The organism is Onishia taeanensis (genome assembly GCF_900100755.1).
GTDB classification, from domain to species: Bacteria; Pseudomonadota; Gammaproteobacteria; order Pseudomonadales; family Halomonadaceae; genus Onishia; species Onishia taeanensis.
The window spans coordinates 34,398-48,042 of sequence record NZ_FNCI01000004.1 but is presented as its reverse complement, the minus strand read 5'-3'; the positions used below and the strand labels follow the sequence as shown (position 1 = coordinate 48,042).

The window sequence follows — 13,645 nt, the reverse complement described above, 5'->3', positions numbered from 1 at the left end:
GAGTCATCATGTCCGGTCAGAAAGCGCTGTCACTGACGATTCAGGATCTTCCGACCCTGCTGTCTGCCTACATGCCCTCTCTGCAGCGGGGCGGTATCTTCGTGCCGACCCGCGAGCGCTATACGCTTGATCAGGAAGTCCTTTTGTTGCTGACCCTGCCCGGCGATGAAGAGCGCTACCCGGTTACCGGACAGGTGGTCTGGGTCTCGCCCCCGGGTGTCACAGGGCGGCGGGTGCCGGGCATAGGCCTGCATTTCCGTGACGAGGACCAGGGCGTGCGCAACCACATCGAGACGCTGCTGGCCGGCCAGCTCGATAAGGGCGCCCCGACCTATACCCTGTGATGTTGTCTCGTTTTCCCTCTTTTTCGCTGACCGAGTGACCCATGTTTGTCGATTCCCACTGCCATCTCGATCGTCTCGATCTGAGCGCCCATGACGGCGACCTGAATGCCGCACTCGATGCCGCTCGAGCCCGCCATGTGCGACAGTTCCTGGCCATCGCCGTGACCCTCGAGGACGTACCCGGGCTCGCCGAGATCGCCCGCGCCCATGACGACGTGGTGATCTCCGCCGGTGTGCATCCGCTGCACGAAGTGGCCGACGAGCCGACGGTGGAATCCATCAAGGCATGTGCCGAGCGTCATGAAGCGGTCGCCATCGGCGAGACCGGTCTCGACTATCATTACGATGGCGTATCCCAGGAGGTGCAGTACGAGCGCTTTCGCCGCCATCTCATGGCCGCCACCGAACTCGAGCTGCCGGTGATCATCCATACCCGTGAAGCTCGTGAAGACACCCTGGCGTTGATTCGTGAGTACACCGACCCCAATGTCGGCGGTGTGCTGCACTGTTTCACCGAGGACCTGGACATGGCGCGGGAGGCGGTTCGCCACGGTTTCTCCATCTCGCTGTCCGGCATCGTCACCTTCCGCAATGCCAAGGCGGTACGCGAGCTGGCGCAGAAGGTGCCGCTGGATCGCCTGCTGATCGAGACCGACAGTCCCTATCTGGCGCCGGTCCCGCACCGCGGCAAGCCCAACGAGCCTCAGTGGGTCGTCGAGGTGGCCGAATGCATCGCCGAGGAGCGTGGCATCAGCGTCGACGAAGTGGCCATGCAGACCACCGCCAATTTCTACCGTCTCTTCCGTGCCGCCGTGCCGGAGGCGCCTGACGACGTCAGAGAATCCCTGGCTCAATCCGGTTTGATCTGAGCCCGTCGTCGCCGTCGAGGAGGACAACCGATGCCGATCAATCACCCGCCGCTAGAGCCCCTGCTGGGGTATATCGAGGGCGATGGAGCGATTCCGCCGCTCGAGGACTGGCACCCGCCGCTGTCGGGTGAGATGGATCTGTGCATCCGAGCCGACGGCCGCTGGTGGCACGAGGGGGAGCCCATCGCGCGTGGCCGACTGGTGCGATTGCTCTCGACCATTTTGCGCCGTGAGGACGATGGGGTGCATTACCTGATAACGCCGGTCGAGAAGTGGCGGATCGCGGTCGAGGACTGTGCCTTCCTGATTGTCGATGCCGACCACCAGGACGGCGTCTGGACACTGACCACCAACGTCGGCGATCGGCTAACGTTGGATGGCGATCATCGCTTGAGCCTGGATCAGGATATTCCGTCAGTGCCGGTGCGTTTTGGTCTGGCGGCGCGGCTGCATCGCAATGTCTATTATCGGCTGGTCGAGCAGGCCGAGAGCCGGACGGTCAACGAGGATGGCGCCCCCCAACAGGAGCTTGGTATCGAGAGTGCCGGCGTCTGGCAGCCGCTGGGCCGGTTTTCCGAGGAGGGCACGTGAGGCTGACCGCGGAGCAGCAAGCGGTGGTCGGTCACCCCGGTGGGCATGCGCGGGTGGCGGCCGTGGCCGGCGCCGGCAAGACCACCACATTGGTGGCCAGAGTGCTGCACCTGCTCGCATCCGGCGTGCCGCCCAGACGCATGCTGGTGCTGATGTTCAACCGCGCCGCTCGCGAGGACTTTACCGCCAAGCTGGTGGCCCAGGCGCCGGCCGGCACGCCGCTGCCCGATGTACGCACCTTTCATTCGCTGGGCCATCGTCTGACCCAGAGCCTGACCCGCTGGGGAGCCCTGGCGCCGCGCCAGTTGCTGGCCGCCGACTGGCAGCGCGAGCGCTTGTTGCGGCAGGCCGTGCAGCAGACGCTGGCCGGCGATCAGAGCCGACTCGAGGATGCCCTGGAGCCCGACCGCCTGGAGACATTCGGGCATTTCTGCGAGCTGGTGAAGGCCGAACTCGCCGACCCCGGCGAGCTGCATGAGCGCCTCGATTACGGCGCCGATACCGGCCACTTCGTCGAGACCTTCGATACCGTCGAGACGTTGCTCGCCGACCATCAGCAGATGACCTACGCCGACCTGCTGTATCGCCCGCTCAAGGCGCTGGAGCGGGAGCCGGCACTCAAGGCGCGGGTCCAGGGCTTCCTCGATGAAGTGATCATCGACGAGTATCAGGACATCAATGCCGCCCAGCAGCGGCTGCTGGCCCTGTTGGCCGGCGAGACGGCGGCGGTCATGGCGGTGGGCGATGCCAACCAGTGCATCTATGAATGGCGCGGGGCCCGCCCCGATACCATGCTCGACGATTTCACGGCCACCTTCGGCGAGGCGCGGGACTATCCGCTGTCGACCACCTTCCGCCATGGCCATGCCCTGGCGCTGGCCGCCAATCACGCCATCGCCGCCAATCGGCGTCGCCCGGATCAGCTGTGCCTGGCGATTCCCGACAACCCCATCACCACGCTTCAGGTCGCACAGGGAGGGCAGCGGCTCGCCGAGGCACTCGCCGGCTGGCAGCGTCAGGGCCGGATGCTCTCGGAGAGCTGCGTGCTGGTGCGCAGCTGGGCGCTGTCGGTGTCGGTGCAACTGACCCTGCTGCGGGCCGGCATTCCCTTCCGGCTGTCCCGTGACGACCGCTTCGTGTTCTGCCTGCCGCTGGTACAGGCCCTGGCAGGCTATCTGATGCTGGCCCGCCAGCCCGACCTGCTCAAGGATCCCGGCCATCTCGAGCTGTTGCTTGCCCAGCCCACGCCCTTCGTGGCTCGGGAGCGGCTCGGCGCCCTGGCGCAGCGTCTGGCCGAGACCCAGAGCTGGCCGGATCGCCAGGACCCGCTGTTGCAGAGCCTCAAGCCCCTGCAACGTCGCAACCTCAAGCGGCGCTGGGAGCTGCTTTGTGAATTGCCGCGCCTGAAGGCCTGGCCGCCGGCCAAGCTGCTTACCCATGTGGTCGAGCGGCTGGACGCCGAGAAGGTCCTCAAGCGCGCCGCGGCCCGCCGCGAGAAGGGCGAGGAGGATGTGCGCCTGCTCGACGTGCTGATCGAACAGGCCGGCGAGCTAGCCCACGACCCCGACGCCTTCATTGCGCTGCTGCGCGAGCCGGTCGAGAGTCGCGAGGATGGCGTGCTGATCACCACCGTGCACGGCGCCAAGGGCCTCGAATGGCCGCTCGTCGCCCTGTGGGGCACCAACGAAGAAGATTTTCCCCACTACAGCCGCGAGAATCCGCTCAGCGATGAGCGCCTCGAGGAAGAGCGCCGGCTCTTTTATGTCGCCATCACGCGCGCCCGTGAGCGCTTGCTGATGCTGCATGACGGCGGCGAGCACCGGCCCAGCCGCTTTATCGCCGAGACCGCTTGGCAGGACTGCCAGCGACTGGCCGAAGCGCTGCACGAGGGTAGTGCCTATGGCACGACTCACGGCACGCCTCATGGCACTACACGGAACGCGGGACATGGTGAGTGTGTCGCCGAGCCGCCGGTACCGGCACCGCTCGAGGTGGAGCAGCCGGCCCTGGCCGAGCGCTATCTTGCCGCCCAGGGGCGCTCGATTCCAGTGACGATCAGGACCGACGCCGCTCCCGGCCACGGAGGCAGCGTCGGCGAGCCGGGGGCTGGCTTCCTGTTCAGCGTTGGCCAGCGCCTGCGACATGCGGTATTCGGTGAGGGAGAGGTGGACCTCGTCGAGGGTGACCCGCGGGACCCGGTCATCGAAGTCCGTTTTGCCCAGGCTGGTAAGCGCCGGCTGATTGCCAACCGTGCCCCCATCGAGCCGCTGTCGGCAGCGCCGGTCACCGAATAGGGCGGGAGTCATACCTGGAACTCGCCGGGAGCCTGTCAGTCGCCTGTGACGGGCCCGCCAAGAACCCGTCAAGAGCCCGTCAAGAGAGACATGCTATGAACCCACTGATCGATAGTGCTTCCCTTGCCGCCGCCCAGGCGTCATCACGTCCACCCTTGTTGCTCGATTGTCGTGCCCGGCTCGATGACGCTGACGCCGGGCGAGCCCTGTGGCGTGACGGCCACCTGCCAGGCAGCCAGCACCTGGCCCTGGAGCATGATCTGTCGGCGCCGGCAGGCGAGGGCGGTCGCCACCCTCTGCCGAGCCATGAGGCCTTTACGGCGGTGATCCAGCGGCTGGGGATCACGCCGGATGTGCCGGTGGTGGTCTATGACGATATGGGCGGCCAGCTTGCCGCTGCCAGAGCCTGGTGGATGCTGTCCTGCTGGGCGGGTCATGCCGATGTGCGCGTACTCGACGGCGGTCTGCTGGCCTGGCAGGCCAGCGGCGGGGCGCTCGAGTCAGGCGAGGGGGTGGCTCATGCTCCCAGCGATTGGCGGCCGAGCTTTGACGACGGCGCCCTGGTGAGCGCTGCCGACATCACGCCGGGGCACTCGGCGCTGGTGGATGCCCGGGCGCTGGCGCGCTTTCGCGGTGAGGTCGAGCCCATCGACCCGGTGGCCGGTCATATTCCCGGCGCCTGCTGTCGGCCCAGTGCCGACAATCTGGCCGCCGACGGGCACTTCAAGCCGGCCACGCAGCTTGCCGCCGAACTGGAGGACGTCGATGCCGAGACGGACGGCGAGCTGATCGCCTACTGCGGCTCCGGCGTGACCGCCTGCCATGACATTCTTGCCTACGCCATCGCCGGACGCCCCCTGCCACGGCTCTATGCCGGCTCCTGGAGCGACTGGATTCGCGACCCCGACCGACTCATCGCCACCGGCGACTGAGCCCGGCGACGCCCGCAAGACGTAACAAAAACGCCCCGCAGGCCGAGTGTGAACTGCACCCCGAAAGTTGGACACCCAATCCAACCTTCGGGGCGTTTTTATGAGTCCTGCTCTTGGGGGCCATCGGCACAGAACGGCTCGCTGACACCGGGACGAAACCCCGACGCTTCGCGAGCCGGGCGACCCGCTCGGGCCGGAACAAGGTCCCTCTTGCCGGCCCTGAATCGACATCCCTGTCGATTCGCGCTGTCCGGCTCTCGCTGCGCCGGCGTCCCGGCGAAATCGCTCGCCCTGCATGCCGATTCTGCCGCTCTGAGCGGCTTAGATATCGGGGTAGCCTGCTAGGTGAAGACACCAACCGGGCCGGCGATCAGAGTACCGCCGGCGGTCAGGATTCCGAGCGCAGCAATGTATCAGACTTTCCCTTACATATTGGGGTAGTTAGGCCCACCGCCGCCTTCCGGTGCCACCCAGGTGATGTTCTGGGAAGGGTCCTTGATGTCGCAGGTCTTGCAGTGCACGCAGTTCTGGAAGTTGATCTGGAACTTGGGTGAGCCGGCATCGTCCTCGACAATCTCGTAGACACCGGCCGGGCAGTAGCGCTGGGCCGGTTCGGCGTATTCCGGCAGGTTGACCCTGACCGGCACCTCGGGATCAGTGAGGCGCAGGTGGCAGGGCTGGTCTTCCTCGTGGTTGGTGTTGGAGAGAAACACCGAGGAGGATTTGTCGAAAGACAGCTTGCCGTCGGGCTTGGGGTAGTCGATCTTTTGGCACTCGCTGGCCTTCTTGAGCGCGGCATAGTCGGCGGTAGTGTCGTGGACGTTAGGCAGTTTGCCGCCCAGGAGCTGATCGAGGAAGTTGTAGGCGCCGCCGCCCACGGTGCCGTATTTGTGAATCGCCGGACCGAAGCTCGCGCTTTCCTTGAGCTCCTGGTAGGCCCAGCTGGATTGCCACTTTTCGGTAAAGGTGGTGAGCTCATTGCCGCCTTCGTCACCGGCCTTCAAGGCCTCGAAGACGCTTTCGGCGGCTACCAGGCCGGATTTCATGGCGGTGTGCAGGCCCTTGATCTTGGCAAAGTTGAGCGTGCCGGCATCGCAGCCGATCAGCAGGCCGCCGGAGAAGGTCATCTTGGGCAGGCAGTTGAGGCCGCCCTTGGTGATGGCGCGGGCACCGTAGGCCACGCGCTTACCGCCTTCCAGATATTGCTTGAGCACCGGGTGGTGCTTCATGCGCTGGAATTCGTCGAAGGGCGACAGGTAGGGGTTCTGATAGGAAAGATCCATGATCAGCCCGACGACTACCTGCTGGTTCTCGGCGTGGTAAAGGAACCAGCCGCCGTGAGTGTCCTTGTCCAGCGGCCAGCCGGAGCCATGCAGCACCAGCCCCGGCTCGTGCTGCTCGGCCGGCACGTCCCACAGCTCCTTGAGGCCGATGCCGTAGTGCTGAGGATCCTTGCCGGCATCCAGGTCGAATTTTTCGATCAGGCGCTTGCCCAGATGCCCGCGGGCCCCCTCGGCGAACAGCGTGTACTTGGCCCGCAGCTCCATGCCCGGCATGTGGCCGTCCTTGGGCTCGCCGTCGGCGCCCAGACCCATGTCGCCGACCAGAATGCCGCGCACGGTGCCGTCTTCGTCATGCAGGGTTTCCTGAGCGGCGAAGCCAGGGAAGATCTCGACGCCGAGTTCCTCGGCCTGCTCGCCCAGCCAGCGGCACAGGTTGCCGGCGCTGATGACATAGCGCGTCTGGTCGCCGCCAGTATTATGCATGGTCTTGGGCACCAGGGCGTTGGGTAGTCGCTGGGCCTTGTCCGCGTCCTTGAGCAGATAGAGTTCATCGCGAATGGCGGGCGTGGTCAGCGGGGCGCCGCGGCTTTCCCAGTCGGGGAAGAGCTCGGCCAGCGCGCGGGGCTCGAAGACCGCCCCCGAGAGGATGTGAGCGCCGACTTCAGAGCCTTTCTCCACGACGCACACCGATAGTTCCTGCTCGGCCTCGTTCGCCTGCTGCATCAAACGGCAGGCCGCCGCCAGGCCGGAGGGGCCGGCGCCGACGATGACCACGTCGAAATCCATGTATTCGCGTTCTTGCTCTTCCACTTGCTCTCTCCTCTTGTTCAATGCCGCGGTCTGGCCATGCCCGTGGGAATTGCGCCAGATTTATAATGACTATTGTGCGGTATTAGAGCTCACTCGGGTAGCCGACTTGGTCGGGAGGCTATAATTTTAAACGGTCGTTTGCTTCCATGTCTCGCCCATGGTAAGCATACTGACACTCAAGTGTGGCAGCACGGGGCTCGACGGACGACGAACGTCGCCCCCGTCGCCTCTTTTACGGTGGCGTTTGACGACGATGCTGCCGGATAGCAATGGCTGGAAACATGGCCCGTTCAGGACCATTCATGTCGTCAATATTGTGGCGAAACTGGCCCTGTGGCAGATTACGCACCTGCCCGGGATCCGTTGGTTGATCATGCACTTAATGAATGAATATAACGACCTGCCCATCGGTGATAACGGGGCGGCCGATGCATGATAGCGCCATCCCGAGTAACGCCTCAGCGAGGCCCCAGCGTACAGCGAGGACACCATGAAAGTATTGGTCGCGGTCAAACGCGTCATCGATTACAACGTCAAGATCCGCGTCAAGCCGGATCACTCCGACGTCGATCTCACCAACGTCAAGATGGCGATGAACCCCTTCTGCGAAATCGCCGTGGAAGAAGCGGTCCGCCTCAAGGAAAAGGGCGTGGCTAGCGAAGTGGTCGCCGTGACCGTGGGCCCCAAGGCGGCTCAGGAACAGTTGCGCACGGCCATGGCGCTGGGCGCTGATCGCGCCATCCATGTGCAGACCGATGACAAGGTCGAGTCGCTCGCGGTGGCAAAGCTGCTCAAGGGTGTGATCGACGAAGAGCAGCCGGGACTGGTGATTCTCGGCAAGCAGGCCATCGACACCGATAACAACCAGACCGGCCAGATGCTGGCGGCGCTGGCCGGCCTGCCCCAGGGCACCTTCGCCTCCGAGGTGGATGTCCAGGGTGAGAAGGTAGCGGTGACCCGCGAAATCGATGGCGGTCTGCAGAGCGTCGAGCTGTCGCTGCCGGCGATCGTCACCACCGACCTGCGCCTCAACGAGCCGCGCTACGCCAAGCTGCCCGATATCATGAAGGCCAAGAAGAAGCCGCTGGACGTCAAGACGCCAGAAGACTACGGCGTGGCCACCGCCAGCAAGGTTAGCCTGGTCAAGGTCGAAGCGCCGGCCGAGCGCAAAGGCGGCGTCAAGGTGGGCTCGGTGGATGAGCTCGTCGATAAACTCAAGAACGAAGCCAAAGTGCTTTGAAAGGAGCTGATCTCATGAGCATTCTGGTACTTGCCGACCATCACGACGGACAGCTCGCCGGTACTACTGCCCATGTGGTAGCCGCCGCCCAGGAGATTGCCAAGGCCGGCGGTGGCGACATCGACGTGCTGGTGGCGGGTGAAGGCGTCAGCGCCATTGCCGATGCCGCGGCCAAGCTCGATGGCGTCAGCCGGGTACGGGTGGCGGACAACGCCGTTTACGCCCACCAGTTGGCCGAGCCACTGGGCGCGCTGCTGGTCGAGCTGGCCGATGGCTACAGCCATGTGCTGGCCAGTGCCTCGACCACCGGCAAGAACGTCATGCCGCGCCTGGCCGCCCTGAAGGATGTCTCCCAGCTTTCCGACATTATCGCCGTGGAAGGCATCGACACCTTCTGCCGCCCGATCTACGCGGGCAACGCCATTGCCACCGTCAAGAGCGATGACGCCCTCAAGGTGATGACCGTGCGCTCCACCGCCTTCGATGCCGTGGCGTCTGCGGGTAGCGCCGGCATCGAGTCGGTCGACACGGTGGTGGATAACACCCAGTCGACGTTCCTCAAGGAGGAGCTGGCCGAGAGCGACCGTCCCGAGCTGGGGGCCGCCAAGGTGGTCATCTCCGGTGGTCGTGGCATGGGCAACGGCGAGAACTTCAAGCTGCTCGACGGTATTGCCGACAAGCTGGGCGCCGCCATCGGTGCCTCGCGTGCCGCCGTCGACGCCGGCTACGCGCACAACGACATGCAGGTCGGCCAGACCGGCAAGATCGTCGCCCCGGATCTGTATATCGCCGTGGGCATCAGCGGTGCCATCCAGCACCTGGCGGGCATGAAGGACTCCAAGGTGATCGTTGCCATCAACCAGGACGAGGAAGCGCCGATTTTCCAGGTGGCGGACTATGGCCTGGTCGGCGACCTCTTCGAGGTGTTGCCGGAACTCGAAAGCAAGCTCTAAGCCGCCATTAAGCTGGGGGAAGGTCGAGTCTTCCAGTTAGCTCCCTCGATCATCAGTGGCGTGATCGTCAGACCGGCCTTCCTTCGGGGAGGCCGGTTTTTTTGTGTTCACTATGGCTATGATGGCCTGTTGGGCGGCTCTGAGATGAGCGTTCAAGCTATGGCTGTGATTGATAATTGTTATTGTTTGAGGTAGCGTGTCATTCACTTGTAGCGACCCCTTTGCAGGAGAACGTGGTGCGACACACCTTGAATCGATGGCAGGCAGGGCTGGTCTTGTCGCTTGCCTTGGCGGCGCCGGTTGCTCAGGCTTTGGCCGCTGAGGCCGCAAATGGAGAGGCCGCGGATGCACAGGCGATAAGCAAAGAGGCCTTGGCGGCCGAAGAGGCCCAGGCTGCCCTACAAGCCCAGATCGATGCCGCTGACGAGGCCACGCGCGCTGATATCGAGGCACTGCGCGAGCGACAGGCTGAGCTGCGTCAGTTGACCGCCTATAACCGCGAGCTGGCGCCGCGCCTCGACCAGCAAGCCTCCACGCTGGATGAACGCGAAGTGGCCCTGGACGCCCTTGGCGATACCCGCGAAGCGCTGCCGGGCATGCTGCGTAACCTGGTCGACCGTCTGCGCCAGTGGGTCGAGGCGGATCTGCCGTTCCTCAAGAAAGAGCGACTGGCGCGGGTGGACAGCCTCGAGGCCCTGCTGGCCGATGGTGAGGTGAGCCACGCCGAAGCGCTGGATCGTGTGCTGGCCGCCTGGCGCACCGAGCTGGATTACGGACGAGAGTTGGATGCCTGGCGCGGCCTTGTGGATGCCGGTTCGGTTCAGGCCGATGGCGCCTCAGGTGAAGCGTCATCGGAAGGCGCAGGGGAGTCCTTGTCACCAGAGTCCCTGTCACGAGAGGTCGATTTCCTGCGTATCGGCCGCGCCGGCCTCTATTATCTGACGCCGGATGGCCGTGAGGGTGGCGTATGGAAGGCCGCGGCCGGTGAATGGCAGCCCCTCGATGGCGCCGAGCGTGCCGAGCTCGACAAGGGGCTACGGATCGCTCGCGATCAGCGTGCGCCGGAGCTACTGACGCTGCCGGTCTCCCAGGCCGTCAGCGAGGCCCCAAGCATGTCAGCGGCCTCTACGGCGGTCGATCAGAGCTCAGAGCAGGAGGGTGACGCATGAAGCGATTGATGCGAATGACCGTTGCCGCGGTCTCTCTCGGCCTGATGCCAATTGCGCTCGCCCAGGCCGTTCAGGCCCAGGATCAGGCGCAGGAAGATGCCTCGCCCATCCAGACGCTCAAGGCCGAGCGCGAAGCCGCCGAAGCGCGTGATCGGGCGCGGTTATCGGCGCTGGTCGAGGATCGCGAGGCCCTGTCGGCACGCCTGGCTGAGGTCACGTCGCAACTGGAAGACGCCCGGGCGCGCCGCGATGGCCTCGATGCTCGTCAGGCGGAACTCGATGCCCGGCGCGAGTCGCTGGCCGAGCGGCGCGGTGAGATGGGCGGGGAACTGGATGCCATCGCCGGTACCCTGGCGAGCCAGACCGGCGCGCTGCGCGATGATCTTGCCGACAGCTTCCTGACCCTGGGCGATACCCGCCTGCCGCCGCGACTGGGCAAGGATGCCTTGCCACGTCTCTCGCATCTAGAAGCGCTGGCCGATAGCCTGATGTCGCTGACCGTGGCAAGCGGCCAGGTCCAGCGCTTTACCGCACCGGTAGCCGATGCGAGCGGTGAGCGCCGGCCTCGGGAAGTGATCCGTGTCGGTGACATGCTGGCCTTCAGCGATGGTCAATTGCTGCATCGCCCAGGCCCTGAGGGAGAGCTATCGGCGAGCTCACACACGCCCGGGGCCGCTTCCGAGACCCTCGAGAACTTCCAGGCTGGCCGTGGGGATCGTGTCGTGATGGACCCGTCCCAGGGGCAGGTCATGGAAGTGCTCGCCCAGCAGCCGAGCCTGCTCGAGCGTTTCCAGCAAGGCGGTGCGGTGGGCTATGTCGTCGTCACTCTAGGGGTGCTGGGGCTGCTGGCGGCGGTCCTTCAGTATGCCTACCTGGTCTGGGTCAGTCTGGCGGTGCGTCGCCAGCTCTCAGGCCTAGATCATCCTCGTGATGATAACCCCTTGGGCCGAGTCCTTCGGCGACTGGCTTCGCTGTCCGGTGACCATGCCCCTGAGGCCCTCGAGGCTCGCCTCGATGAGGCGCTGCTCGCCGAGCAGCCGCGGCTCGAGCGCGGTCAGCCGCTGGTCAAGCTGCTGGCGGCGGTGGCGCCATTGCTTGGCCTGCTGGGCACGGTGACCGGCATGATCGGGACCTTTCAGGCGATCACGGTCTTCGGCACCGGGGATCCGCAGATGATGGCCGGCGGTATCAGCCAGGCGCTGGTGACCACGGTGCTGGGCTTGATCACCGCGGTGCCACTGTTATTTGCTCACACGGCATTGGCCAGTCGCAGTCGTGCCCTGGTCGGGGTGATCGAAGGCCGTGCCAGTGCCGCCCTGGCCGAGCGCCTCGAGCCGGTCGCGGCGAGCCCGGCTGATGTCAAAGAGAAAGGATACGCGGCCCATGCCAACCTGGCTTGAACCGTTGAGCTGGCTGTTTCGGGCTGGCGGGCCGGTATTGGTGGCGATTGCCCTGGTGGCCGTGGTGCTGTTCAGCCTGGCGCTGGAGCGCTGGTGGTATTTTCGCCTGACCTATCGGCGGGCACGGCGGGTGCTGATCCAGCGCTGGGTGGCGCGGCACGACCATGTTAGTTGGAGTGCCCTAACCCTGCGCGATGCTTGGACCCGCGAACTGATCACACGGCTGCGTCGCCCCTTGCCCTGGCTCAAATGGTTGGTGGCGGTCTGTCCGCTGCTGGGGCTGTTGGGCACGGTAACCGGCATGATCAGCGTCTTCGATAGCCTCTCGCTCAGCGAGGTCAATCAGGCGCGAGCGATGTCCGATGGCGTCGCTCGCGCCACCTTGCCGACCCTGGTCGGCATGGCAGTGGCGGTGGTGGGGCTTTTGTTCACCACCCGCCTGGAACACATCATTCGTCGCGAAGACCAGAAGCTCCACGATCGGATGGCTCGCGCCACGGAGGACTCCCATGCGTAGGCGTCGCCTGGAGGGCGATCATGCTAGCGAGGGCGAGGTCAATCTGACCCCCATGCTCGACGTGGTCTTCATCATGCTGATTTTCTTCATCGTTACCACCTCCTTCATCAAGGAGAGCGGGGTCGAGATCCAGCGCCCTGAATCTAGTGCGGCCACACCGCGCCCCGATGCCCAGGTCATGGTGGCCATCACGGCCGAGGGAGCGGTCTGGGTCGACGGCCAGCCGGTGGATCTGCATCGCTTGGGCGACACCGTGTCTGGCCTCGTGACCGATGACGGCTCGGTGGTGATCCAGGCCGATAGCGACGCCACCACCGGTCTGCTGATCGAGGTCATGGACGGCCTGCGCGAGGCCGGGGTCGACAACATGGCCGTAGCCGCCAGTCGAGAGGCCTCCTGATGCGACATCTGGTCGCCTTTATCGGGGGCCTCATGCTGGTCGGCGGGCTTTTTGTCCTGCTGGCGCTGCTGGTGGCACCACCGGAAGATACGCCAACGATGGAGATGTCGTCTGTGTCGATGGCGATGGCCGAGGCGCCGAATCAGCCGTCGGCCAGTGACGCCTCGCGTCCAGCGCCCTCTGCGCCGGCGCCGCCACCTCCGGCGCCTGCGCCGTCTCCACAGGTGCAAAGCGCGATCGAGCTCCCTGAGCCCGAGCTGCCCGCGATGCCTCAAGCGTCGGTGCCTACCGAGATGACGCTACCGGACTTGAAGGAGCAGGCCCCAGAACCGGCGCCAACGCCAGCGCCAGCGCCTACACCGGAGCCGCCGCCGGAACATGAACCCGAGCCGGCTCCCGAGCCCGCCGAGGCGACCATGCCGGCGGATGATTCCACCGCCACGGTGGCTGAGGCCGAAGGGGCATCGGCAAGCGAGGGAGGGGCCAGCAATGCGCAAGCGCAGTCGCCCGGTCCGCAAACGATCGGTCCTGCTCCGCAGCCAACGCGCCAAGTGGCGCCTGTGTATCCGTCGCGAGCGCAGCGCCGCGGCCTCGAGGGACATGTGGTGATGGCCTTCACGATCCGCCCCGATGGTAGCGTCGACCGCGATTCGATCAAGGTGATCGAGGCCGACCCTGCGCGTGTCTTCGACCGAGCCGCTACCCGGGCCATCGCTGACTGGCAATTTCCTGCGACCGGCTCTTCGCGGCGGGTCAGCCAACCCCTGCAGTTCGAGCTGAAGTGATGTCTATGCCGCTGCTCATGATCGTGCCCAGGACCATATTCAGGACCACGTCGAGACT

At 65.2% G+C, this 13,645-nt stretch carries 14 protein-coding genes; 13 read left to right on the top strand and 1 reads right to left on the bottom strand.

What is annotated here, in order from left to right; translation table 11 throughout:
- Positions 1-8 precede the first annotated feature (8 nt).
- The 5 genes from BLR71_RS07065 (at position 9) to BLR71_RS07045 (ending at position 5,030) form a co-directional block, all read left to right on the top strand.
- Positions 9-344 carry a PilZ domain-containing protein gene (locus BLR71_RS07065; protein ID WP_092524551.1) on the top strand — a complete coding sequence of 112 codons (336 nt, stop codon included), beginning with the start codon at positions 9-11 and terminating at the stop codon, positions 342-344.
- A 41-nt stretch (positions 345-385) separates the two neighbouring features.
- Positions 386-1,213, top strand: a complete 828-nt coding sequence (locus BLR71_RS07060) for a TatD family hydrolase (protein ID WP_092524549.1) — start codon at positions 386-388, stop codon at positions 1,211-1,213.
- Positions 1,214-1,243: 30 nt separating this feature from the next.
- Complete coding sequence (locus BLR71_RS07055; RefSeq protein WP_092524547.1) at positions 1,244-1,804, top strand: DUF1285 domain-containing protein; 561 nt, start codon at positions 1,244-1,246, stop codon at positions 1,802-1,804.
- Positions 1,801-4,098: an ATP-dependent helicase gene (locus tag BLR71_RS07050; protein WP_092524545.1), complete on the top strand. Its 2,298-nt coding sequence runs from the start codon at positions 1,801-1,803 to the stop codon at positions 4,096-4,098. Before BLR71_RS07055 ends, BLR71_RS07050 begins: the two co-directional genes overlap by 4 nt.
- Positions 4,099-4,193: 95 nt before the next feature.
- On the top strand, positions 4,194-5,030 hold the full coding sequence (locus BLR71_RS07045; RefSeq protein WP_092524543.1) for a sulfurtransferase: 837 nt from the start codon (positions 4,194-4,196) through the stop codon (positions 5,028-5,030).
- A gap of 425 nt (positions 5,031-5,455) precedes the next feature.
- Here the strand turns inward: BLR71_RS07045 and BLR71_RS07040 are convergent, their stop codons facing one another.
- Positions 5,456-7,123 (bottom strand): electron transfer flavoprotein-ubiquinone oxidoreductase, encoded by a 1,668-nt coding sequence (locus tag BLR71_RS07040; RefSeq protein ID WP_092524541.1) that lies wholly within the window; start codon positions 7,121-7,123, stop codon positions 5,456-5,458.
- A 244-nt stretch (positions 7,124-7,367) separates the two neighbouring features.
- On the opposite strand from BLR71_RS07040, the gene BLR71_RS07035 reads away from it, so the two are divergent.
- From BLR71_RS07035 to BLR71_RS07000, 8 genes are all read left to right on the top strand, one after another.
- Positions 7,368-7,559: a hypothetical protein gene (locus BLR71_RS07035; RefSeq protein WP_139172558.1), complete on the top strand. Its 192-nt coding sequence runs from the start codon at positions 7,368-7,370 to the stop codon at positions 7,557-7,559.
- 54 nt (positions 7,560-7,613) lie between these two features.
- Entirely contained in the window at positions 7,614-8,363 is a 750-nt protein-coding gene (locus BLR71_RS07030; protein ID WP_092524538.1) for an electron transfer flavoprotein subunit beta/FixA family protein, read from the top strand.
- Between the two features lie 14 nt (positions 8,364-8,377).
- Positions 8,378-9,316 carry an electron transfer flavoprotein subunit alpha/FixB family protein gene (locus BLR71_RS07025; protein WP_092524537.1) on the top strand — a complete coding sequence of 313 codons (939 nt, stop codon included), beginning with the start codon at positions 8,378-8,380 and terminating at the stop codon, positions 9,314-9,316.
- A 236-nt stretch (positions 9,317-9,552) separates the two neighbouring features.
- Positions 9,553-10,485, top strand: a complete 933-nt coding sequence (locus BLR71_RS07020; protein WP_245696371.1) for a DUF3450 domain-containing protein — start codon at positions 9,553-9,555, stop codon at positions 10,483-10,485.
- Positions 10,482-11,885 carry a MotA/TolQ/ExbB proton channel family protein gene (locus tag BLR71_RS07015; protein ID WP_092524534.1) on the top strand — a complete coding sequence of 468 codons (1,404 nt, stop codon included), beginning with the start codon at positions 10,482-10,484 and terminating at the stop codon, positions 11,883-11,885. The genes BLR71_RS07020 and BLR71_RS07015 overlap by 4 nt, the downstream gene beginning before the upstream one ends.
- Entirely contained in the window at positions 11,869-12,402 is a 534-nt protein-coding gene (locus BLR71_RS07010) for a MotA/TolQ/ExbB proton channel family protein (RefSeq protein ID WP_092524532.1), read from the top strand. The genes BLR71_RS07015 and BLR71_RS07010 overlap by 17 nt, the downstream gene beginning before the upstream one ends.
- Positions 12,395-12,802, top strand: a complete 408-nt coding sequence (locus BLR71_RS07005; protein ID WP_092524529.1) for an ExbD/TolR family protein — start codon at positions 12,395-12,397, stop codon at positions 12,800-12,802. Before BLR71_RS07010 ends, BLR71_RS07005 begins: the two co-directional genes overlap by 8 nt.
- The gene (locus BLR71_RS07000) at positions 12,802-13,587 is read left to right on the top strand and encodes an energy transducer TonB (protein ID WP_092524527.1); all 786 of its coding nucleotides are present in this window, start codon (positions 12,802-12,804) and stop codon (positions 13,585-13,587) included. The genes BLR71_RS07005 and BLR71_RS07000 overlap by 1 nt, the downstream gene beginning before the upstream one ends.
- Positions 13,588-13,645 lie beyond the last annotated feature (58 nt).